This is a genomic window from Streptomyces sp. NPDC043680, from assembly GCF_056436685.1.
On record NZ_JBWKCE010000013.1, the window covers coordinates 31,494 to 51,373 of the forward strand.

Below are 19,880 nucleotides of genomic sequence, written 5' to 3' on the forward strand. Positions count from 1 at the left end.
AACCGACCTCCGATTCGAGAGGATCCTGCGATGGTGGTACAGGCCAAGACGTCCGCACTCGACGAGCTGTACAGCGCGTGGGAACGTGACGGGATCTCCCCCTTTTTCCCCGTGATCGAAGCGAACCACGGCACCTCCGTCACCACTGACCGGCACGAACAACTGCTCATGTTCGGATCGTGCGACTATCTCGGCCTCTCTCAGGATCCTTCCCTCAAAGAGGCAGCCATCAAGGCGATCCAGGAGTTCGGAACCAACACCTACGGCGCTCAACTGCTGTGCGGACACACACGTATCCACCATGAGGTCGAAGCCAGGCTGAGTGCGCTCTCACCGCTGCACTCCGCGATCCTCTTTCCTTCCGGGATGGCCGCCAATCTCGCAGTGATATCAGCCATGGCCTCCGGCGAAGACGTGATCATCAACGATCGCACCGACCATGTCTCGATCTTCATGGGAAGCCGGCTGGCAGGTGCGGAAATGCGCACCTTCCCGCACAACAACATGAAAAAGCTGGAGAGCCTTCTCAGCCAGTACGGGGGCAAACGCCGCCGGATCATCGTCGTGGACGGCCTCTACAGTGCGGACGGCGATTTCGCGCCGCTGGACGAGATCGCCGCCCTGGCCGCCGCGCACGACGCCAGGGTGATCGTCGACGAGGCGCATTCCTTCGGGGTCGTGGGTCCGAACGGGCTCGGTGTCGCCGACCACTTCGGTGTGCTCGACACCGTGGACGCCGTCGTCGGCACGATGAGCAAGGCGCTCGGCAGCGTCGGTGGATTCGTACTGACCAAGCCGGAACTGGAACGGGAACTGCGGTACATGACGCCGTCCTACACCAGTTCCCGGGGGTCGGCCCCGGGCGTGGTGGGGGCCACCCTGGCGTCGTTGACGCTCCTCGAAGCCCGCGGAGCGCAACTGCGTGAACGCCTGGAGTCCAATGTCGCTCTGGTGATCGGCCGTCTCCGGGAAGCCGGGATCGATCTGATGAAGACGCGGAGCCACATCGTCCCCGTCCTCGTCCGTGACGAGACCAAGACCATCGAGGTGGCGAACTGGCTGATGGAGCACGGCATCTTCACAGCCGCATTCGTGTACCCGCATGTGCCGTCCGGCACCGGGCGGCTGCGGATCGGAATCACCAGCCGCCACACCACCGCCGAGTGCGAGCGGCTCATCGGCCTCCTGATCGAAGCCCGGGACAAGTTCTCCTTCTGACGAGGACCCGACTCTTCTCTGGGGGAAGATGATGACGTGTTCTGCGGTCTTGGCCGGGCTGGGGGCTTGGGTTCCCTCACATGTGGTGACGAACGCGATGCTCGCATCCCAACTCGACACATCGGACGAATGGATCACCACCCGCACGGGAATTTCCCGGCGCCATGTCGTCGATCCCGGCACATCCACCAGTGATCTGGCGGTCGAGGCCGGGCGGCGGGCCATGGAAAGCGCGGACATCGCGACGGTGGATTACGTGGTGTTGGCCACGGCCACTCCTGATCGGATCTGTCCGGCGACCGCACCGGAAGTGGCATCCCGACTGGGGCTCGGTCACGTTCCTGCATTCGACCTCTCGGCGGTCTGTTCAGGATTCCTTTACGGCGTCCAGATGGCGCGAGCCCTGATTTGCGGACAGCTGGCCCGCACGGTACTGGTGATCGGAGCGGAGAGTTTTAGTACGCTGCTCGACCCGTACGACCGCACCCCGCCCCATATTCGGTGACGGAGCCGGCGCGGTCGTCTTCCGCGCCGGCCGTTCCGACGAGTTCGGCGCCTTGCAGGCCGTCAACCTCCACAGCGACGGAGCACTCGCCGACCTGATCGCCGTGGACGGGGGCGGTGCAAGGGCGCGAGCTGAGGGGCGCCACGATCCGGCGTACATCCGGATGCAGGGCCGCTCCACCTTCATCCAGGCCGTCAGGCACATGGAGGAAGTGACCCTCCGGACACTGGACGAAGTGGGCTGGGAAGTCGGCGAGGTCGACCATCTGGTGGGCCATCAGGCCAACCAGAGGATCCTGCTGTCGTTGGCCAGGCATCTCGGACTCCCCGAGGAGGCGGCGATCATCCATCTCCAGGAGGTGGGGAACACCGCTGCCGCCTCGATTCCCCTTGCTCTCGACTACGGGGTCAGAACGGGCCGGATCACTGTGGGCCATAAGATCGTGATGCCCGCCTTCGGTGCCGGCGCGACCTGGGGGGCGGCAGCCCTCACGTGGCCGGATCTGAAGAGCGCGGAAGCCTGACCGTCACCGCAGGTTGCTGATGGGGATCTCCTGCGGAGCTCCCCGTGGCACAGGAGAAGTCGCGCAGACGGCCATCACGTACGCCGACTCCAGGGAATAGAGCCGAAGATGGACCGGCTCTGCGGCGCCGTCCGCAAGGATTCCGAACCCGCCCTGGTCGGGTGCGACGCAGAACGAGCTGAATCTGGTACGCAGACCCTGCCCGGTCTGTTTGACGTAGCTCTCCTTCATGGCCCAGAGCGAGTGGAAGTACTCCACCTGCTCGCTCCCCGTTCTGCGGGTGAGCGCGTCCCACTCGGAGGCGTGGAAGTTCCTCTTGCCGACGAGGATGCTCGTGCCGCCGATCCGCTGCACATCGATCCCGACCGGGCCGTCGTCCACCACGAGTGCCACCCGGTCCCCGGAATGAGCGATGTTGAAGTGCAGTCCGGCAACTCCCCGGAGCTGCGGTTTACCGAGTTCGTCGCGGACGATTTCGACATCACGGTCCAACCCGAAGTCCACCGACAACGCTCTGCGGACCAGGAGCCCACCGACGAGCGATTGCCATGCCCGGTCGGGGCGATCGGTGGCGAGGCGGGTCAGGTAGATGTTCACGATCGGCTCTCCCTCAGCGGATGCAGCCTGCCTGAACGATTCCTCGCCCATGATGCGCCTGTGATCAGTTCGCCTCAAGGGCCCCCGGCCACTGGGGTCACCGACAGGCGCCCCGCTCCGGGAGGCTGTGAGGAGCGTGCCACCGGTGTGCAGCACTCGGCGTCCGGTGTTGAAATGGCGATCAGGGGGCTCCCGAGTGCCAGAGGTGACGCCGTGACTGAGCAATTCGACGAAATGGGACCCATCGACTACTTCGTGGTGGAGTTTCCCGGCAACCGCATGACAGGCGAGGCCTTCCCGCTGCTGATCGACCTGGTGGACCGTGGCCTCATCCGGATCCTCGACCTGATGTTCATCAGGAAGGAGGAGGACGGCTCGGTAACCGCCCTGGAGATCGCCGATCTCACCGGTGACGGCAATCTCGACCTCGCCGTCTTCGAAGGCGCTCGCTCCGGGTTGCTGGGGCAGGACGACCTCGCGGAAGCCTCGGCCGCCGTGGAGCCGGGCAACTCCGCCGGTCTGCTGGTCTACGAGAACGTGTGGGCCGCGCCGTTCGCTGTCGCCCTGCGGCGAAGCGGAGCCCAATTGGTCGCCTCCGGACGGCTGCCCGTCCAAGCCGTCCTCGCCTCGCTCGAAGCCGCCGAGGCCGCGTCCTGACGTGCCGGCGGCCCGGGCGGGTCAGGCTGAGGCATCCCTGCCCGGGGCGCCGCACAGGGCCGCGATGATGATGGCGTCCAGGACGATCAGCGTGAAGGCCCAGAACGGATACCAAGGCAGCCATGCGAAGTTGGCGAGCATCGACAGCCCGGCCACGGTGATACCGACGACGCGGGCCCACGTAGCCCCCTTGAACAGGGCGAACCCCGCCAACATCACCAGGATGCCGAGGATGAGGTGCAGCCAGCCCCAGCCGGTGAGGTTCCACTGGTACGTGAAATATCTGGTTGCGAAGAACACGTCGTCCTTCGCGATGGCGGCTATCCCTTGGAAAACCGCCATGATGCCGCCGAAAATCAGCATGATGGCAGCGAATTTGACCCAGCCTGATACGGAGACTTCACCGCCGGCGGCAGTTCGCCGTACGCCCTGCGTGGCCATGAGCAATCCTCCTGTACTCCTCCTGGTCCCGCCCAGGTGCTCCAGTGGCGGAACGCGCAGTTCCAGCCTGCCACAGCTGTGATCGGCAGGCAGTGCGAAGGTGGAGGTGCTCCGGCCGCACTTCACCGGGATGCCCCGGAAACGAAGCGGTGAAATAATACGCATCACAGTGTTTCTGAAATCGAGGCCGAATACAGGAGTCGTTCAGCGACTTCACGTGAGAAAGGAAACCGCGATGCCAGGTCTTCTTCGGGGAGTGGCCCGCACGGCGGTCGTCGCCGGAACGGCGACTGCCGTGTCCAACCGCGTGTCGCGCCGCCAGCAGGGGCGCTGGGCCGCCCAGCAGGGCTATCAGGAACCGGAACCGCAATACGCCCCCACGGCGCAGCCGGCTCCGGCCGACAGTATGGACACCAAGCTCACCCAGCTCAAGCAACTCGGGGACCTCAAGGCACAGGGAGTACTCACCGACGCCGAGTTCGAGGAGCAGAAGCGCAGGCTTCTCGGCTGACCTGTATGCGGAGCATTCAGGGCCCATTCGTCCGAGGCGACGGATGGGCCCTCGTCTTCACGGAGCCCGTCGTCAGCACTTGAGGCCGGAGGCTGCGGCGGTCGTGGCCTGTTCCAGCTGCTGGATCTGCGGCTGCAGTTTGACCAGCGCGTCCTGGCCCGTCGTGTCGCCGGGGAGGTCGTCCCATGCCTTCTTCAGGCCCTCGGCAGCGCTCTGGACGGCCGACCGCTCGGCGTCCTTGAGCTGGCCCGCGTTCTCCTTGACGCTGTTCCAGTCGTCCTGGACGGCCTGGTGGGCGTCCTTCACCTGGTCCTTGGTCGCCGATGACTTGTCGAGCGCCCTCAGCTTGGCGGTGTCGCCCTTCAGCTCCGACAGGTCGCTGCAGAGCTCGCTCGCGGCCTTGCTGGCCTCTTCTGCGGGCGAGCCGCTGTCGTCGGAGCAGGCGGCGAGACCGAAGAGGGCGGTGGCGCAGAGTACGCCGATCACGGGAAGACGCTTCATGGTGACTCCTCAGGAGCGAGACGGTGCAGATGCGGATCCACACGGACCCATCACCACATACGCACGGTTGAGCACGCCCCGCATCCGTACGCTGCCCGGGCGAGTGAAGCCGCCCTCGCGGTTTCCCGGAAAGCCGGTCACGGGGCGGGGGGCATGCTCTCGCCAATGCCTGGCGGCCGGCCCCTCGCTCGTCTGGCTTCCTGGACCGCGTTCAACATGAGCCGCGCCGCCACCCCGAGCAGCAGGAGGTCCACCGTCATCTGCCCGGCGGTGAACAGCCGGGCCGTTTCGCTGCGCGCCGCGATGTCCCCGAAGCCGACCGTACTGAACGCCAGTGCCTCAATGGCACGAAGCCCCGGCCACGGGGACAGGGCGACCCTGCGGATCTGCCGGGCCAGAAGCAGCGTCACCCCTGTGAGGCTGCCGACGAGCGCGAGGACGGAGCCGGCAGTCAGGGCCGAACCCAGGGGCAGCAGGTAGTAGCCGGCGACAAGGAGCGCCGCTGTGGTCAGCGCACGCGCATAGGCGATCACCGCTTGCCTTAGGGGCACCGGCCCTCCTGTTCACACGTCCACCCCGCGATCGCACCCGATGTCCTGCCCGCTGGCCCTGCGCCCGCCTCGGTCTCAGCCTCCCGGGTGATCCGGGCGCCGTGCAGTAGGCACACCACGGGGTCACCGGCACGGCGGCGGCTCGTGTGGTCCGTTCACGAGCAACCCCTCGGGCAGACCATGACTCCGCGTCCTAATATGAACATAAAGGATCAATAAGGTGTATCCGGCGGCTCCGGGTTGCTCCTGCGGGTCGTCCGGCAGGCCCAGGAGGCGTGATGACCGGATCCCCCGACACCGCAGCGCACCACACGCACAGCGACCCCGAGGACGTGCTCCAGCAGCTCGGAAGCTCGTGGCACTGGGCACTCGGCTTCGCCCTCGCGACACTGATCCCGGGCATTCTGGTACTTGTCTGGCCCGACGAGACGCTGCACATCCTGGCCGTGATCATCGGTCTGCAGCTCCTGGTGGCGGGTGGCTTTCGTTTCGTCACGGCGTTCGCACACACCAGCGACCGTGGCGGCAGCAGACTGGCGGGCGTCCTCATCGCCATGCTGGCGTTCCTGGCGGGCGTCCTCGTGCTGCGGCACCCCATGCAGACGATCGGCGCGTTGTCCCTGATCGTCGGGGTCTTCTGGCTGCTGACCGGAGTGCTCACGGCGTACGTCGCGATCGCCGACCGCGAGCTCCTGCACCGCGGCCTGCTCTTCGGCTGGGGCGTCCTCGGCGCCGTCGCCGGAATCGTCGTGCTCTGCTTCCCGGTGGAGTCCGCGGTCGCCTTGACGCGGCTCCTGGGGCTCTGGCTCGTCCTGCTCGGCGTATTCGAAGTGGTGATGGCCTTCGCCCTGCGCTCCGCCACTCGCCGCATCACGTCCACGGTCCCGGGTGAGCGCTGACGCACAGCCCGCGGGTGCCGAGACCCCCAGCACAAAGGCGGTGATCGGCAGCGGATACAGCGTCACGGCCAGGCGATGAGAGACACGTCAAGCACCATGGCAGCGCACCCGGCCTCCGTGCCTCTTCCCGCAGGACCGGGACGGCCTCGGCATGCGAGCGTTAAGCAGCACCCCTTGCCTCCAGGTCGAGTTCGGTGTCGAGAGCGAGTGCGGCGGTGATGAGGGCGAGGTGGGTGAAGGCCTGCGGAAAGTTGCCGAGCTGTTCGCCGTTGAGGCCGACTTCCTCGGCGAAGAGCCCGACGTGGTTGGCGTAGGTGAGCATCTTGTCGAAGGCGTAGCGGGCCTGAGTGACGCGGCCGGCCCGGGCGAGGGCGTAGACGTACAGGAAGCTGCAGAGGGAGAAGGTGCCCTCGGAGCCCCGCAGACCGTCCGGGGAGGCAGCGGGGTCGTAACGGTAGACGAGGCTGTCGGAGACGAGTTCGGCGTCCATGGCGTCGAGGGTGGAAAGCCAGCGCGGATCCTCGGGGGTGATGAAGTCGACCATGGGCATGAGCAACAGGGACGCGTCCAGGTCGGTGTTGTCGTACTCCTGGATGAACGCCTGACGTTCTTCGCTCCAGCCGCGGGTCATGATCTGGTGGAGTATGGCGTCCCGCGCGGCGGTCCAGCGGGTCAGGGCGCCGGGACGGGCGGTGGCGATGGCCTGGCGGATGCCGCGGTCGAGGGCGACCCAGCACATGAGGCGGCTGTAGGTGAAGTCTTTCTGACCGCCGCGGGTTTCCCAGATGCCTTCGTCGGGGCGGTCCCAGTGCTCGCAGAGCCAGTCCAGCAGGGCTGCGCAGCGCTGCCAGTCGTCGTAGCCGATGACGCCGATCCGGCCGGTCTGGGCGAGGGCGTAGACGGCCTCGCCGTAGATGTCCATCTGCAGCTGATCCGCGGCGCCGTTGCCCGAACGCACCGGTACCGAGCCCCGCCACCCTTCCAGATGGTCCAGGGTCTCCTCGGTCAGGTACGGGTCCCCGTCGACGCGGTACATGATCTGCAGGGGTTCGCCGTTGGGAGCTCCACCGTCCCTCAGCCGCTGGAGGAGCCAGCTGCGGAAGGCGTGTGCTTCCTCCGTGAAGCCGAGGTCGCGCATGGCGCGCACCGACAGTGAGGCGTCGCGGACCCAGGTGTAGCGGTAGTCCCAGTTGCGCTCGCCGCCCTCCTGCTCGGGCAGGCCCATGGTGGCGGCGGCGATCGGCGCACCGGTGGGGGCGTACGTCATCAGCTTGATGGTGATGGCGGAGCGGTTGACCATCTGCTGCCAGCGGCCGCGATAGGTGCAGCGTCCGGTCCAGCCGTGCCAGAAGTCGCGCACAGCGTTGAACTCTTCTTCCATGTCCCCCATGCTCACCGGGGCAGGGGGCGCGCTGCCTGCGTCGCCCACGGTCAGAAGGACGGCCGCGCGTTCCCCCTCGGTCAGGGTCGCGGTTGCCCGCACGTCCGTGTCATCGGCCTCCAGGGCCAGGGGGCCCGCGGCTTGCAGGTGTGCGGTGATGCCGGGTCCGTCGAAGCGAGCGGTGGCACCGTCGAACCTCAGGTCGTGGGGCGTCCGGCCGTAGTCGAAGCGCGGGCGGCACTCCAGGGTGAAGCGCACGGTACCGCGAACACCCCGCAAGGCCCGCACCACCTGGTGCCGGTCGGTGGCGGTGTGCGGAGTACGGACGGGCATGAAGTCGATGACCTCGCCGACGCCTTCGGGAGTGAAGAAACGGGTGATGAGCACGGCGGTGTCGGCCAGGTAGAGCTGGCTGGTGACGACGTCGACGTGGCCTGCCTGTTCGCCTCCGGAGGCGTGGGGCGCGTCGGCGGTGACGGCGAAGTAGCCGCCTCGGCTGTTGTCGAGCAGACCGGCGAAGATGCTGGGCGAGTCGAAGCGGGGTGAGCAGAACCAGTTGAGTACACCTTCAGACGAGACGAGCGCACAGGTCTGCAGGTCCCCGATCAGACCGTGTCCGGCGATCGGCGGGTAGGGGTGCATCAGCCCTCCTCTGTGGGTGGAGGCTGCCCGCGAGGGCAGCGGGATGTGCAGCCGGCAGGTCCGGTGCTCGCTCGCCCCTCTTCGCTGCGGCTGCATGGTGGCTTCGAGCGCCCGCGGCCTCGGTCGCCGTGTCCTCTCGCCGCCCCGCCATCTCATTCTCGGCTCCCTCTCCGGGGAGTGCACGCGGGCGGGATACGAGCCCCCGTCGAGCCGAGCGTGAAGCCGGGGACGGACTGTGGCGCCCCTCCGGACAGCACCCGCCGGCCCGGGCGGCGAGGGCTCACGGCTCGTGCGACGGCGAAGAACCGGTGCTCGACCCCGCACCCCGGGGAAGGAACAGCGCGGCGGCGAGGCCGACGAGCCCGAGGGCCGCGAGCGTGATCATCGCGGCGGCGTAGGCATGGGTGGTGAGTCCGGCGACGAGGATGGTGCCGGCGACCGCGGTGCCCAGCGAGGAACCCAGGTTGGAGACGCTGCGTGACAGCCCGGAGATCTCGCCCTGTTGCTCGTCGGGGAAGCTCGACTGCACCACGTTGACCGAGGGGGTCAGCATGAGGCCGAGTCCCAGGCCGATCAGCAGCAGTCCGGGTGCGAAGGCCCAGGCACTGGGAGAGCCGCTCGCCATCGCCAGCAGAACGCCGACTCCTGCGATCGCCACGACGAAGCCCGTCACGATGAGGGTGCGCTGTGCGTACCGCTTCGCCAGCCATTCCGCAGCCAGGGACGACACGAGCAGGCCGAGGGTGGCAGCTGTGAAGATCACGCCGGTCTGGATGGCGTCGTATCCGCGTACGACCTGGAGGTAGGTTGCGACGACGAAGGACGTCCCCATGAGCATCAGCCACTGGATGTTCTGTGTGACGAGGCCGAGGTCGGAGACGCGGTTGCGGAACAGGCTCGGTGACAGGAGCGGCTCCTCGCCGGCCCGTTCCTTGGCGCGGGCCGCCCGGAAGAACCACAGCAGCACGAGCCCGCCGGCGACGATCAGCCCGGCCATCAGCCAGAGGTTGTCGTCGGCTGCCAGGATCCCCATGACGATGAGGGTGAGGCCGAGGGCCGAGAGGCAGGCCGCGCCGGTGTCGAAGGGGCGCGTGGGATCGGGTGGTATGGGGTCCTTGATCCGCCGGCTCAGGACGATGATCAAGGCGATCACCAGGGCCTGGAACACGAAGGCCGCGCGCCAGCTGAGTGCCGAGGTGATGAGTCCCCCGATCAGCGGCCCCGCGGCGGCGCCGATGCCTCCCAGCGCCATCACGGCCCCGAACGCCCGGGCACGTGAGGTCACTTCCGTGAAGAGGAGCGTCGTGAGGATGTAGACGGGCGGGATGAGCAGCGCCGTGCCGACTCCTTCGAGGATCGAGTTGCCGAGGATGAGGACGCCCAGGCCCGGGGCGACGGCGCTCAGCAGGGCGCCGGCGCCGTACACGGCGAGACCGACGAGGAAGCACCGCTTCCGGCCGTAGCGGTCGGTCAGCTTACCGCCGGGGATCATCAGCGCAGCCATGACCAGAAGGAAGATCGTGATCGCGGTCTGCACTCCCTGCACGGTCGTGTCCAGGTCCTCGCTGATGTCGCTGATCATCACGTTCATGTTCGAACCGGCGAAGCTGCAGATGAACTGGGCGAGGGCGAGAGGGGCCAGCACACCGCGCATGGCACCGGACGTGCGTCCCGAGGTTTCCGCTTCAACCACCGGTGCTGCTCCCTTCCGACGAACGGGGTCTGACCGCTGCACCGGGCTCCGGCGGGGGAATCCGTGGACAGGCGGGTGGGCGTTCGCGGAAGGCTCCCTCGCCCGATGGGAGGCGGCACCTGCAGCGCTCCCGCCCCGTGGCCCGGCTCCACGACGGTCCGTGCGTCCGGGTGCCGGCCGGGCTGTCCGTCGTGGTGCCGTGCCTCAAGCGTGCGCCGCGGCCGGGCTCGCCGCACCCTGGACAGCGAGGCAGTCCGAGGGCCGGTAGGAGTCGTTCCCGCGGGGCAGGGATCACCCATGACGCAGAAACGCAGCGCCGGACTGCTCCTGTTCCGCCGTACGGGTGGGCCCGCCCCCGGCATCGAGGTCCTGCTCGGGCACCTGGGCGGGCCCGTGTGGAGTGCACGGGACGCAGGCGGTTGGGGGATCCCCAAGGGCGAGTACGGTCCGGGCGAGTCTCCGCGGGACGCGGCGCGCCGGGAGTTCACCGAGGAGATCGGGCTGCCGCCGCCGGACGGCGACTATCTGCCGCTGGGCGAGGTGGTGCTGAGCAGCGGCAAGCTGGTGACGATCTGGGCGGTGGAGGCGGACCTCGACCCGGCACTGATGGTGCCGGGCACCTTCTCCATGGAGTGGCCGCCGCACTCGGGGAACGTGCAGGAGTTCCCCGAGCTGGACCGGGTGGCCTGGTTCACCCCACAGGTGGCCGAAACCAAGCTGATCAAGGCTCAAGTTCCCTTTGTGGAGAGGCTGTTGGGGCTGATGGGGGGTTGACCCGACCTTGACTTGCCAACAAACCCCATCTGCATGGACATTGCACATATGACGAACGTCGTGCTGGTGGGAACCCTGGACACCAAGGGTGTCGAGTACGGCTGGCTGCGCGAGAGTCTGCTGCACTCCGGCGTCGAAGTGATCACCGTCGACACGGGAATCATGGGCGAACCCCGGGTGCCCGCGGACGTGCCGCGGGAAGCGGTGGCCCGGGCGGCGGGAGCGGAGCTGTCCGCACTGCGTGCGGCCGCCGACCGGGGCTCGGCCGTCGCCGCCATGGCCCGGGGCGCGGAGGCCGTCCTCGTGCGGCTGCACGCGGAGGGCAGACTGCACGGGGTGCTCGCGATCGGGGGCAGCGGCGGCACCTCGATCGCCACCCGGGCGATGCGCGCCCTGCCGCTGGGCGTGCCGAAACTGATGGTCTCGTCGATGGCGTCCGGCGACGTGGCCGGGTACGTCGGCTCCTCGGACATCACGATGATGTACAGCGTCGTGGACATCGCGGGGATCAACAGCATCTCCGCGCCCGTCCTGGCGAACGCGGTGGAGGCGATCGCCGGGATGGCCAGGGCCTTCCAGCGGTCCTCGACGGATCTGCACCGCCCGGTCCGGCTGGGCGCGGGCTCCCGCCCGCTGATCGCGGCGAGCATGGCCGGGGTGACGACGGCCGGGGTGGACGCCGCCCGCGAGCGGCTGACCGAACTGGGCTACGAGGTGCTGGTCTTCCACGTCAGCGGCACCGGCGGCCGCACCCTGGAGACCCTCGCCGGCCAGGGGGTCTTCGCGGGCGTGCTCGACCTGACGCTCAGCGAGCTCGCCGACGACCTGTGCGGCGGCATCCTCACCGCGGGCCCCGACCGGCTGAGTGCGGCGGGCCGGGCCGGAGTTCCGCAGGTGGTGAGCCTGGGTGCGCTGGACATGGTGAAGTTCGGGCCGCTGGAGACCCTGCCCGAGCGGGTCCGCTACCGCCGGGTCCGCGTCCACAACCCGTCCATCACGGTGATCCGTACGACGGAGGCCGAGTGCGCCGAGCTGGGCCGCCGGGTCGCCGCCAAACTCCGCCCGGCGACCGGCCCCACCGCGGTGTGCATCCCTTTGCGGGGGCTCTCCGCACTCGGCGCGCCGGGCGCCCCGTACCATGACCCCGTTGCAGACCGGGCGCTGTTCTCGGCGCTGCGCGAGGGGCTGCGGGGCAGCGCCGCCGTACTGCACGAGTACGACACCCACATCAACGACCCGGTCTTCGGCCGGTCGGCGGCCGACCGGCTGCACGCCATGATCGGCGCGGTGCGGGCAGCGGCCTGAGACGCCTGCCGGGGTTGGGAACCAGCCGTGGCGGAAACCGTGTCCCTGGGGTTGGCCGGTCGTGCAGGACGACCGGCACCGGTGCCGCGAGGCCCGGAATACGGCGACGCCACGAACGGGGGCAGGCGATGGGGAACGCGTGGGCGGTGCCCGGCTACACGGAGGTCCGGGAACTCGGCTCGGGCGCGAGCGGCCGCGTGGTCCTTGCCGTGCACGAGGCGACGGGCACGGCGGTCGCCGTCAAGTACCTCGGCGAACGCCTGCGCGAGGACCCCGCGTTCGTCGGCGAGTTCCGGGCCGAGGCCCGGGTGCTCGGCGGGCTCGACTCGCCGTACGTGGTGCGGCTGTACGAATACTGCGAGTACACCGCGGGGCCCGGCGGCGCCGCCATCGTGATGGAGCTGGTCGACGGCATCTCCCTGCGCGCGCTGCTCAAGCAGGCCGGGCAGACCGGTCCCGAGGCCGCGCTGGTGGTGCTCAAGGGGTCCTTGCTGGGCCTGGCCGCGGCGCACCGGGCGGGCGTCGTGCACCGCGACTACAAGCCGGAGAACGTCCTGGTCGCCGCGGACGGCTCCTCCCGGCTCGTGGACTTCGGTATCGCGGCACGCCGCGGTACGACGCCCGGGGTGGCCGGCACGCCCGCGTACATGGCCCCCGAGCAGTGGCAGGGCCGGCCGGCCTCGCCCGCGGCCGACGTGTACGCGGCGACGGCGACCTTCTTCGAGTGCCTGACGGGCCGCAAGCCCTTCGCAGGGGAGAACTTCGCGGAGCTCGCGGTGCAGCACATCGAGGCGCCGGTTCCGGAGACCGAGGCCCCGGAGCCGGTACGTCCGCTGATCCGCCGGGGTCTGGCGAAGGCCCCGGAGCAACGGCCGGAGAACGCCGAGGCCTTCGTCGCGGAGCTGGAGGGCGTCGCGAGCAGCGCGTACGGGCCGGACTGGGAGGAGCGCGGCCAGCGCAAGCTGGCGGCGCTGGCGGCGCTGCTGCCGCTGCTGTTCCCCTCCTCGGGCGGCGCGGCGGCGGGAACGACCGCGGTGGCGACGACGGTGCTGAAGCCGCCGCCCACGGGCTGGCTGCCGGGCCGGCGCGGCGCGGTGGCCGCCGGCCTGGCGCTGGTGCTCGGGGCCATGCTGGTGTTCGCTTCGCAGGCGGCCGGTGAACAGGCGGGCGGTGGCTCGGCGGTGAGTGCGTTCGCCACCACGAGCCCGGGTCCGGGTGGCGGCTTCCCGGCACCCGCGCCGAGCTCCTCGGTCTCGCCGTCGCCTTCCGTATCGGCGTCGACGTCGCCGTCGCCGTCGGCCTCACCGTCCGCGTCCCTGAGCGCGTCCCCGTCGCCTTCGTCGAGCCCGGGCTCTTCGCCGACGCCGACATCCACGGCGACCCCGCCGACCACCCCGCCGCCGACCACGCCGTCTCCGAAGCCCTCGGTCGTGGTCGGGTCGATCAAGGTGGACCTCCGGCAGGCGGACTTCACGGTGGGCGTGGCGAGCATCTCGATCGACGCGAAGGGAACCGCCCCGGTGACCGTCACCGTGGAGTGGTTCAGCAGCAACCAGTCCGGCGTGCTCGGCGCGGCGGACGGCCGCGCGGACACCCTCACGTACCAGCCCGGCAGCGGGGCGCTCGTCCGGCGGCACACCTTCTCCGGCCAGGGCTGCTACTGGGGCGTGCGCGTCACCACCAGGCCGGCCGCCGGCAACGGCTCCCAGACCGATCAGGTCTGGCTCACGAAGTGCATGATCCGATGAGCGAAGACGAATACAGCGCCACCGTCCTCGGCAGCCACTGGTTCAGCGGTCCCCCGCAGCCGCAGGACGCCGTACCGGACCGGGTCGAGGGGTCGGTCCTGCGGTTCGGGCCGGGAGTCACGGCGGCCATGCCCGCGCCGTTCCCGGTGACCGCCCCGCCGGCCGCGCAGCGCCGCGGACCGGGCGGCTGGCGCCGGTACGGCCTGGCGGTGGTCGTGCTGCTCGCGGTCCTCGCGTACCTGGGCTGGCAGCGCTACGGCCCGTCCCTCGGCGTCCGGGACGTGGCCGTGTCCGTCGCGGACCCGAAGGGTCCCGCCTGCGACGCGACCGCCGACGTGGTGGCCCTCGTAAGGACCAACGGGCGTCCCGGGACGCTCAGGTATCGGTGGATCCGCAGCGACGGTACGCAGTCGGAGGAGCTCACCGAGCGGGTGCCGCGCGGCAGGAAGGAGGCCCGGCTGCACCTGCTGTGGACCTTCCACGGCACGGGCACCTACGACGCCTCGGCCAAGCTCCAGGTGGTCTCACCGGGCGGGCAGTCGGCGGCAACGCAGTTCACGTACCGCTGTGCCCGCTAGCGGGCGCGTGTCCGCGTGGGTGGCCCGCAGCCGCTTCGGGGAGGGGCTGCGGGCCACCGCGGCGACCTGTCCGTGGCAGGTCGGTCAGAAGCGGGCGTGGGCGGTGATGTCCGCCTCGAACTGGCCCGTCATCGCAGGAGTCACCGTCGGCCTGCACTGTGCGGTCGCCGCCAGGTAGTCCTCCGTGGAGGCTCCCGGCTGGGCCGCTGCGACGCCCCGCGCGCCCACCGCCTCCAGGTCCCGTTCGAAGGACACCTGCGCCGCGATCCGCGCCGCGTGCTCGATGTCGGCCGGGGTGAACAGCTCGCTCGCCGCCACCAGGGCCGCCACGTCGACGTCCGCGCGCCCCGCCGTGTAGCGGGACCAGATCGCGGCACGCGCCCCGGCGTCCGGAGTGCCGATCGGGATCAGGTAGTCGAAGCGCCCCGGCCGCAGGAAGGCCGGGTCCAGGGAGCGGATGGAGTTGGTGGCGCACACCAGCAGCCGTTCGTCGCCCTCCCGGAAGCCGGGGATCAGCTTGAGCAGCTCATTGGTCACGCCGTGGATCCCGCCGGGCTGGGCGGGCTCGGTGCGCACCGGCGCGATCTCCTCGACCTCGTCGATGAAGACCAGCACCCGCTCCAGTTCGGCGATCCGGGCGAACGCGTCGCGCAGCGCGGCGGCGAGGTTGCCCTCGTCGGCGAGGCGGGACGGCAGCAGTTCCACGAACGGCCAGCCGAGCCGGGAGGCGATGGCGCGGGCGAAGGTGGTCTTGCCGGTGCCGGGCGGCCCGAAGAGGGTGATGGCGCGCGGCGGCCGCACCCCGTGGGAGGCGGCCCGCTCGGGCTCGGCGAGCGGCAGCACGACGCGCCGCTCTATGAGGTCCTTCTCCTTCTCCATGCCGGCGACCTTGGCCCACAGGTCGTTGGGCAGGAAGCGGCCGCCGAGGTCGTCGAGGAGTCCGGCCGCCGGTCCGTGCAGCGGTTCGGTCTTCTCGAAGTAGGCGACGGCGGGCTGGCGGGTGTAGCCGGCGTTGAGCAGGCCCTCGCCGAGCAGGTCCTCCTCGGGAAGCACGTACGCGATCCGGCCGACGCGGGCGGCGATGAGCCGCCGCTCCAGTTCGACGAGGAGCGCGCTGGCCAGTCCCCGGCCGCGCCAGCCCGCGGCGATGGCGATGCGCATCACCCAGGCCCGTTCGCCGGTGACGCAGGCGAGGGCCGCGCCGATGGGGACGCCCTGGTGGACGGCGACCACGCACGGCTGCCGGTCGGTGAGAGCACTGATGCACTCGGCGAGTGAGAAGACCGACTCCTGGCCGAGTTCGGCCGTGGTGTCGATCAGGTGGACGACAGCGGCGAGATCGCTCTCGCGGTAGTCGTGGATGAGCCAGTTCACCGGGTACCGCCCCTCGTTCGTGCTCCTGCGGCGAGGCTAGGGGCGGCGGGGCCCGGCGATCACGCTCCGCGGTGCACAACAGCCGGCCGGGAACCCACCGTGTCGTCCATAGACCGGCGGCCTTCGCCCGAGCCGCCCCTCGCCCGTCGTCCGCCGGCCACTTTCCGGGTCGCCGCCAAGGGTGGGGAGGGCCGGTGGGAGGGCTGGGTGGGGCCGCCCCCGCGAAGGGTTCACAGCAGGTCCACGATTCACAGCGGATTCACACGGAATTTCTGGCTCCGGACACAGTTTCGGCGGGCAGGCTCGGTGCATGATCCCGCCCATGCCTCCCCGACCCCGCCCGGCGCACCGCATCCGCGCCCGGCGCACGTCCCGGATCCTGCTGGCGGTGGCCGCCATGGCCACGCTGGTGAGCGTGGACGTGCCCGCCGCCGAGGCGGTACCGCCCCTGGGCGTCACCGCGCGGGCCCAGCCCGGCGCAGTGGCGAACCGGGTCGGCGCCCTCTTCACCGGCGGCCTGGACGGCGGCCACTTCTGCACGGCCGCGGTGGTCCGCAGCGACGGCCGCGATGTGATCGCCACCGCCGCGCACTGCGTGGGCGACCCGCAGAACACGGTGTTCGCCCCCGGCTACCGCGACGGCAGGGCCCCGTACGGCCTGTGGCGGCTCACCAGCGTGTACGTGGCCCCGGGCTGGACGGACGGCCGGGACCCGGACGCCGACATCGCCTTCGCGACGGTGGCCCCGGTCGGCGACGGGCAGCCTGGCTACGTCGAGGAGGCGGTCGGCGGATTCCCGGTGGCGGCCGCCCAGCCGGCCGACGCGACGGTCACCGTCCTCGGCTACCCGAGCAGCCTGGAGGCACCGCTGCGCTGCGCCAACACCACCACGCTGTTCTCCGCCGCCCAGCGCCGGATCGACTGCCCCGACCTCAGCAGCGGCACGAGCGGCAGCCCGTGGCTGGTGGACGGCGCCCTGGCGGGCGTGCTCGGCGGTTACGAGGACGGCGGCAGCGTCCCCGAGGTCTCGTACAGCGCGGTGATGGACGACCAGGCGGTGGAGCTCTACCGCGAGGCGGCGGAGGCCGGCTGAGCCGCCGCGCCCGGGCTCCGGCCTGCTACCGGCCCTGGCCCGGGACCGGGCACGGCGCTTCGGCCGCGTCGCCGCCCGGGTCCCGGGCTCCGGCCTGCTACCGGCCCTGGCCCGGGACCGGGCACGGCGCTTCGGCCGCGTCGCCGCCCGGGATCACAGCCGGGGCCTCGAACCACGTCGGCTCGTCCCGCAGGGCCCGATGGACCCGGTCGAGGGCGAACGGCTCCAGCGGGGGCAGCGCGTCCACCTCGAACCAGGCCACCTCCAGCGACTCGTGGTCGTTGGCCCGGGCCTCCCCGCCGATCGCCCGGCAGCGGAAGGTGATGTCCTGGAACTGGCAGACGTCCCCGTTCGGGTAGGTGATCGGCGCGAGCATCTGCACCAGCACCACCCGCTCCGGGACACAGCGCACCGCCGTCTCCTCGTACACCTCGCGCACCGCGGTGTCGGCGGGCTGCTCCCCCGGCTCGGCGATCCCGCCGACCACGGACCACCGCCCGGTGTCGGAGCGGCGGCCGAGCAGTACCCGCCCACGGTCGTCGAGGACGATGGCGGTGACGCCGGGCAGCAGGAGCAGCTGGTTCCCGGCCGTGGCGCGGATCGCGCGGATGAACTCAGGCGTGGTCATCCTCCGACCCTACGAGGCGTGGCGTGCGCCTTTCGTCAGGCGGCCCGGCGGGCGCGCATCCGGCGCACGAGCACCCAGCCGAGCCCGGCGGCGGCGAGCGCGAGCAGCCCGTACTCCGGCAGCGCCCCGAAACGGGTCGCAGGGGTCTGCGTGGAGCGCAGGGGGATCTCGGCGACCAGCGCGTCCGCGGTGAACATCTCGGTCTGCGCGACGACCCTGCCGTCGGGGCGGATGACCGCGCTGACCCCGCTGGTGACGGGGACGAGGACGGTGCGGCTGTGCTCGACGGCGCGGACCCGGTCCATGGCGAGCTGCTGGTAGGTCATCTCGGTCCGGCCGAAGGTGGCGTTGTTGCTCGGTACGGCGATCACCTGGGCACCGTCCTGGACGGTGGAACGGACGGCGTCGTCGAAGGCGGCCTCGAAGCAGGTGACCATGCCGACCCCGCTGCCCGCCATGTCGAAGACGCCCGGGTCCTTGCCGGGGCCGAAGTCGCGGCGTACCCGGTCCACGTCGGAGCTGAAGATCCGGACGAACGAGCGCATGGGGATGCGCTCGCCGAAGGGCTGGATCTTGCGCTTGTCGTACGTGGTGGTGGGGCCCTTGGCCGGGTCCCAGAGGATCATGGTGTTGCGCAGCGGGCCGGTCTCGGGGACCAGCACGGAGCCGATCGCCACGGGGACGCCGACGGCCTTGACCGCGTGGTCGATGACGCCGTAGGCGTCGGGCTCGTTGTACGGGTCGATGTCGGAGGAGTTCTCCGGCCAGACGACGAAGTCCGGCTTGGGCACCCGGCCGGCCCGGACGTCCTCGGCGAGCTGGAGCGTGCGGTTGGCGTGGTTGTCGAGGACTGCGCGGCGCTGGGCGTTGAAGTCGAAGCCGGCCCGCGGCACGTTGCCCTGCACCACGGCGGCGACCGCGGTGCCGTCTTCGGCGGCGTCGGAGACCAGCGGCCGGGCGGCGAGGGCCGCGCCGATCGGTGCGGCGACGGTGAGGGCGGCGAGAGCCGCGGCGGCCCGGCGCGGCTGGCCCAGGGCGGTGCGCAGGGCCTCGTACAGCCCGAAACCGCACAAGGCGACGGCGAAGGAGAGCAGCGGTGTCCCGCCGAGGGCGGCCAGCGGCAGGAAGAAGCCGTCGGCCTGCCCGAAGGCGAGCTTGCCCCACGGGAAGCCGCCGAAGGGCGCGCGGGCGCGCAGCGCCTCGCCGGCGATCCAGACGGCGGCGCCCCACACCGGCCACAGGGGCAGCCGGGAGACGAGGGCGATGCCGAGGGTGGTCAGCCCGACGAGGAGGGCTTCGACGGTGGCGAGGGCCAGCCACGGCACGGGACCGACGCCCTCCCCGGTCCAGACGAGCAGCGGCAGCAGGAAGCCGAGGCCGTGCAGCAGGCCGAGGCCGAAGCCGGCGCGGGCCCGGCGGCCGTGGAGGACCCCGCCGAGCACGGCGAGGGCGAGGGGGGCCAGCCACCACAGAGTGCGGGGCGGGAAGCCGACGTAGAGCAGCACACCGGAGCCGACGGCCAGCACGGGGCGCACGAGCCGGGCGGCGGGCCCGCGCAGACGCTTCCCGCCGCCGTCGGCCGGGGCGTGCGGGGCGTGCGGGGCGGCTTCCGGCGGAGCGTGCGATGCGGTGGCGTCGGGCTCTCGGATGACACTGCTGCTCATCTGGCGGAGTGTACGTCCCCCCTCCGGGCGCCCCCACATGCGAGACCCGGGGCCGGGGTCAGCGGGCGAGGGCACGCAGGTGGGTGTGGATGACGCGGACGGCGTTCTCGGCGTCGTCGACGGTGACCGTGAACGCATTGCCGTCCCCGAGCCGGAGCTCCAGCCCCTCACCGCGCCGGACGATGACCGCGGTGCCCTTTTCGGGCCGCCAGCGGTAGCCCCAGCCGCCCCACTGCTGGGGGGTGATCCGGGGGACGAACCGGGCGGAGGCGACGTCCGCGAGCCGGATCGTCCGCCGGGGCAGCCCCACGTGGCCGCAGCGGACCACCACGGTCTCGGAGTCGACGGTGACGGCGACGTGCACGAAGGCGAGGGTGCCGTAGAGGATCAGCAGTCCGGCGGCGAGGCAGCCGATCACGGACATGAGGAGCGGGGCGATACCGGCGGTCCAGGAGCCGTGGACGGCGAGCTCGATGCCGAGCGCGAGGCAGGCCGCACCGGCCGCCGCGAGCAGCCATTGCGCGCGGTTGGTGGCTCTGCCCGTCCACAACGGACCCGGGGGGTGAACCGTCATGTGCAGCAGCGTACTCACGTACC

At 70.7% G+C, this 19,880-nt stretch carries 19 protein-coding genes and 1 pseudogene; 10 read left to right on the forward strand and 10 right to left on the reverse strand.

The window, feature by feature from the left end:
- Positions 1-30 precede the first annotated feature (30 nt).
- Together AC0666_RS23885 and AC0666_RS23890 are read left to right on the forward strand one after the other, a co-directional pair.
- Positions 31-1,218, forward strand: coding sequence for an aminotransferase class I/II-fold pyridoxal phosphate-dependent enzyme (locus tag AC0666_RS23885; protein ID WP_478708262.1), 1,188 nt, complete (start codon positions 31-33; stop codon positions 1,216-1,218).
- Positions 1,219-1,249: 31 nt separating this feature from the next.
- Positions 1,250-2,246 (forward strand): annotated as a pseudogene (locus AC0666_RS23890) (beta-ketoacyl-ACP synthase III).
- A gap of 3 nt (positions 2,247-2,249) precedes the next feature.
- On the opposite strand, the gene AC0666_RS23895 reads toward AC0666_RS23890, so the two are convergent.
- Positions 2,250-2,843, reverse strand: coding sequence for a 4'-phosphopantetheinyl transferase family protein (locus tag AC0666_RS23895; RefSeq protein ID WP_468964537.1), 594 nt, complete (start codon positions 2,841-2,843; stop codon positions 2,250-2,252).
- Positions 2,844-3,077: 234 nt separating this feature from the next.
- Between AC0666_RS23895 and AC0666_RS23900 the strand changes: the two genes are divergently transcribed.
- Entirely contained in the window at positions 3,078-3,500 is a 423-nt protein-coding gene (locus AC0666_RS23900; RefSeq protein ID WP_468965403.1) for a DUF6325 family protein, read from the forward strand.
- 21 nt (positions 3,501-3,521) lie between these two features.
- On the opposite strand, the gene AC0666_RS23905 is transcribed toward AC0666_RS23900, so the two are convergent.
- A complete protein-coding gene (locus AC0666_RS23905; RefSeq protein WP_468964535.1) occupies positions 3,522-3,941 on the reverse strand; it encodes a DUF7144 family membrane protein in 420 nt (139 codons plus the stop codon).
- Between the two features lie 235 nt (positions 3,942-4,176).
- Between AC0666_RS23905 and AC0666_RS23910 the strand changes: the two genes are divergently transcribed.
- Entirely contained in the window at positions 4,177-4,452 is a 276-nt protein-coding gene (locus AC0666_RS23910) for an SHOCT domain-containing protein (protein ID WP_468964533.1), read from the forward strand.
- Between the two features lie 72 nt (positions 4,453-4,524).
- Here the strand turns inward: AC0666_RS23910 and AC0666_RS23915 are convergent, their stop codons facing one another.
- Both AC0666_RS23915 and AC0666_RS23920 read right to left on the reverse strand, forming a co-directional pair.
- Positions 4,525-4,953 carry a hypothetical protein gene (locus AC0666_RS23915; protein WP_468964531.1) on the reverse strand — a complete coding sequence of 143 codons (429 nt, stop codon included), beginning with the start codon at positions 4,951-4,953 and terminating at the stop codon, positions 4,525-4,527.
- A 137-nt stretch (positions 4,954-5,090) separates the two neighbouring features.
- Positions 5,091-5,486 carry an ion channel gene (locus tag AC0666_RS23920; RefSeq protein WP_468964529.1) on the reverse strand — a complete coding sequence of 132 codons (396 nt, stop codon included), beginning with the start codon at positions 5,484-5,486 and terminating at the stop codon, positions 5,091-5,093.
- Between the two features lie 296 nt (positions 5,487-5,782).
- Here AC0666_RS23920 and AC0666_RS23925 point away from each other — a divergent pair, with 296 nt between their 5' ends.
- On the forward strand, positions 5,783-6,403 hold the full coding sequence (locus AC0666_RS23925) for an HdeD family acid-resistance protein (RefSeq protein WP_468964527.1): 621 nt from the start codon (positions 5,783-5,785) through the stop codon (positions 6,401-6,403).
- Between the two features lie 160 nt (positions 6,404-6,563).
- On the opposite strand, the gene AC0666_RS23930 is transcribed toward AC0666_RS23925, so the two are convergent.
- Both AC0666_RS23930 and AC0666_RS23935 read right to left on the reverse strand, forming a co-directional pair.
- Positions 6,564-8,426, reverse strand: coding sequence for a glycoside hydrolase family 15 protein (locus AC0666_RS23930; RefSeq protein WP_468964525.1), 1,863 nt, complete (start codon positions 8,424-8,426; stop codon positions 6,564-6,566).
- Positions 8,427-8,706: 280 nt separating this feature from the next.
- Positions 8,707-10,080: an MFS transporter gene (locus AC0666_RS23935; RefSeq protein ID WP_468965401.1), complete on the reverse strand. Its 1,374-nt coding sequence runs from the start codon at positions 10,078-10,080 to the stop codon at positions 8,707-8,709.
- A gap of 336 nt (positions 10,081-10,416) precedes the next feature.
- On the opposite strand from AC0666_RS23935, the gene AC0666_RS23940 reads away from it, so the two are divergent.
- From AC0666_RS23940 to AC0666_RS23955, 4 genes are all read left to right on the forward strand, one after another.
- Positions 10,417-10,893, forward strand: a complete 477-nt coding sequence (locus AC0666_RS23940; RefSeq protein WP_468964523.1) for an NUDIX hydrolase — start codon at positions 10,417-10,419, stop codon at positions 10,891-10,893.
- Positions 10,894-10,941: 48 nt separating this feature from the next.
- The gene (locus AC0666_RS23945) at positions 10,942-12,198 is read left to right on the forward strand and encodes a Tm-1-like ATP-binding domain-containing protein (RefSeq protein ID WP_468964521.1); all 1,257 of its coding nucleotides are present in this window, start codon (positions 10,942-10,944) and stop codon (positions 12,196-12,198) included.
- Positions 12,199-12,326: 128 nt separating this feature from the next.
- Positions 12,327-13,946 (forward strand): serine/threonine-protein kinase, encoded by a 1,620-nt coding sequence (locus AC0666_RS23950; protein ID WP_468964520.1) that lies wholly within the window; start codon positions 12,327-12,329, stop codon positions 13,944-13,946.
- Complete coding sequence (locus AC0666_RS23955) at positions 13,943-14,524, forward strand: hypothetical protein (RefSeq protein ID WP_468964518.1); 582 nt, start codon at positions 13,943-13,945, stop codon at positions 14,522-14,524. Before AC0666_RS23950 ends, AC0666_RS23955 begins: the two co-directional genes overlap by 4 nt.
- Before the next feature lie 84 nt (positions 14,525-14,608).
- Here AC0666_RS23955 and AC0666_RS23960 read toward each other — a convergent pair whose 3' ends face one another.
- Positions 14,609-15,898 carry an ATP-binding protein gene (locus AC0666_RS23960; protein WP_361713227.1) on the reverse strand — a complete coding sequence of 430 codons (1,290 nt, stop codon included), beginning with the start codon at positions 15,896-15,898 and terminating at the stop codon, positions 14,609-14,611.
- 322 nt (positions 15,899-16,220) lie between these two features.
- On the opposite strand from AC0666_RS23960, the gene AC0666_RS23965 reads away from it, so the two are divergent.
- Positions 16,221-16,991, forward strand: a complete 771-nt coding sequence (locus AC0666_RS23965; protein ID WP_468964515.1) for a trypsin-like serine peptidase — start codon at positions 16,221-16,223, stop codon at positions 16,989-16,991.
- Between the two features lie 97 nt (positions 16,992-17,088).
- Here the strand turns inward: AC0666_RS23965 and AC0666_RS23970 are convergent, their stop codons facing one another.
- From AC0666_RS23970 to AC0666_RS23980, 3 genes are read right to left on the reverse strand one after another with little or no spacing between them, the layout of a single operon-like run.
- On the reverse strand, positions 17,089-17,619 hold the full coding sequence (locus AC0666_RS23970) for an NUDIX hydrolase (RefSeq protein ID WP_361713231.1): 531 nt from the start codon (positions 17,617-17,619) through the stop codon (positions 17,089-17,091).
- Positions 17,620-17,654: 35 nt separating this feature from the next.
- A complete protein-coding gene (lnt, locus tag AC0666_RS23975; protein WP_468964513.1) occupies positions 17,655-19,283 on the reverse strand; it encodes an apolipoprotein N-acyltransferase in 1,629 nt (542 codons plus the stop codon).
- A gap of 58 nt (positions 19,284-19,341) precedes the next feature.
- The gene (locus tag AC0666_RS23980; RefSeq protein ID WP_468579736.1) at positions 19,342-19,857 is read right to left on the reverse strand and encodes a hypothetical protein; all 516 of its coding nucleotides are present in this window, start codon (positions 19,855-19,857) and stop codon (positions 19,342-19,344) included.
- Positions 19,858-19,880 lie beyond the last annotated feature (23 nt).

Excerpts from the sequence above, each read along its gene's own strand:
- AC0666_RS23980 (WP_468579736.1), bottom strand. The coding sequence starts at position 19,857 with ATGACGGTTCACCCCCCGGGTCCGTTGTGGACGGGCAGAGCCACCAAC.
- AC0666_RS23930 (WP_468964525.1), bottom strand. The coding sequence starts at position 8,426 with ATGCACCCCTACCCGCCGATCGCCGGACACGGTCTGATCGGGGACCTG.
- AC0666_RS23935 (WP_468965401.1), bottom strand. The coding sequence starts at position 10,080 with ATGCGCGGTGTGCTGGCCCCTCTCGCCCTCGCCCAGTTCATCTGCAGC.
- AC0666_RS23965 (WP_468964515.1), top strand. The coding sequence starts at position 16,221 with ATGCCTCCCCGACCCCGCCCGGCGCACCGCATCCGCGCCCGGCGCACG.
- AC0666_RS23955 (WP_468964518.1), top strand. The coding sequence starts at position 13,943 with ATGAGCGAAGACGAATACAGCGCCACCGTCCTCGGCAGCCACTGGTTC.
- AC0666_RS23945 (WP_468964521.1), top strand. The coding sequence starts at position 10,942 with ATGACGAACGTCGTGCTGGTGGGAACCCTGGACACCAAGGGTGTCGAG.
- AC0666_RS23970 (WP_361713231.1), bottom strand. The coding sequence starts at position 17,619 with ATGACCACGCCTGAGTTCATCCGCGCGATCCGCGCCACGGCCGGGAAC.
- lnt (WP_468964513.1), bottom strand. The coding sequence starts at position 19,283 with ATGAGCAGCAGTGTCATCCGAGAGCCCGACGCCACCGCATCGCACGCT.
- AC0666_RS23885 (WP_478708262.1), top strand. The coding sequence starts at position 31 with ATGGTGGTACAGGCCAAGACGTCCGCACTCGACGAGCTGTACAGCGCG.
- AC0666_RS23940 (WP_468964523.1), top strand. The coding sequence starts at position 10,417 with ATGACGCAGAAACGCAGCGCCGGACTGCTCCTGTTCCGCCGTACGGGT.
- AC0666_RS23910 (WP_468964533.1), top strand. The coding sequence starts at position 4,177 with ATGCCAGGTCTTCTTCGGGGAGTGGCCCGCACGGCGGTCGTCGCCGGA.
- AC0666_RS23915 (WP_468964531.1), bottom strand. The coding sequence starts at position 4,953 with ATGAAGCGTCTTCCCGTGATCGGCGTACTCTGCGCCACCGCCCTCTTC.
- AC0666_RS23900 (WP_468965403.1), top strand. The coding sequence starts at position 3,078 with ATGGGACCCATCGACTACTTCGTGGTGGAGTTTCCCGGCAACCGCATG.
- AC0666_RS23925 (WP_468964527.1), top strand. The coding sequence starts at position 5,783 with ATGACCGGATCCCCCGACACCGCAGCGCACCACACGCACAGCGACCCC.
- AC0666_RS23905 (WP_468964535.1), bottom strand. The coding sequence starts at position 3,941 with ATGGCCACGCAGGGCGTACGGCGAACTGCCGCCGGCGGTGAAGTCTCC.
- AC0666_RS23950 (WP_468964520.1), top strand. The coding sequence starts at position 12,327 with ATGGGGAACGCGTGGGCGGTGCCCGGCTACACGGAGGTCCGGGAACTC.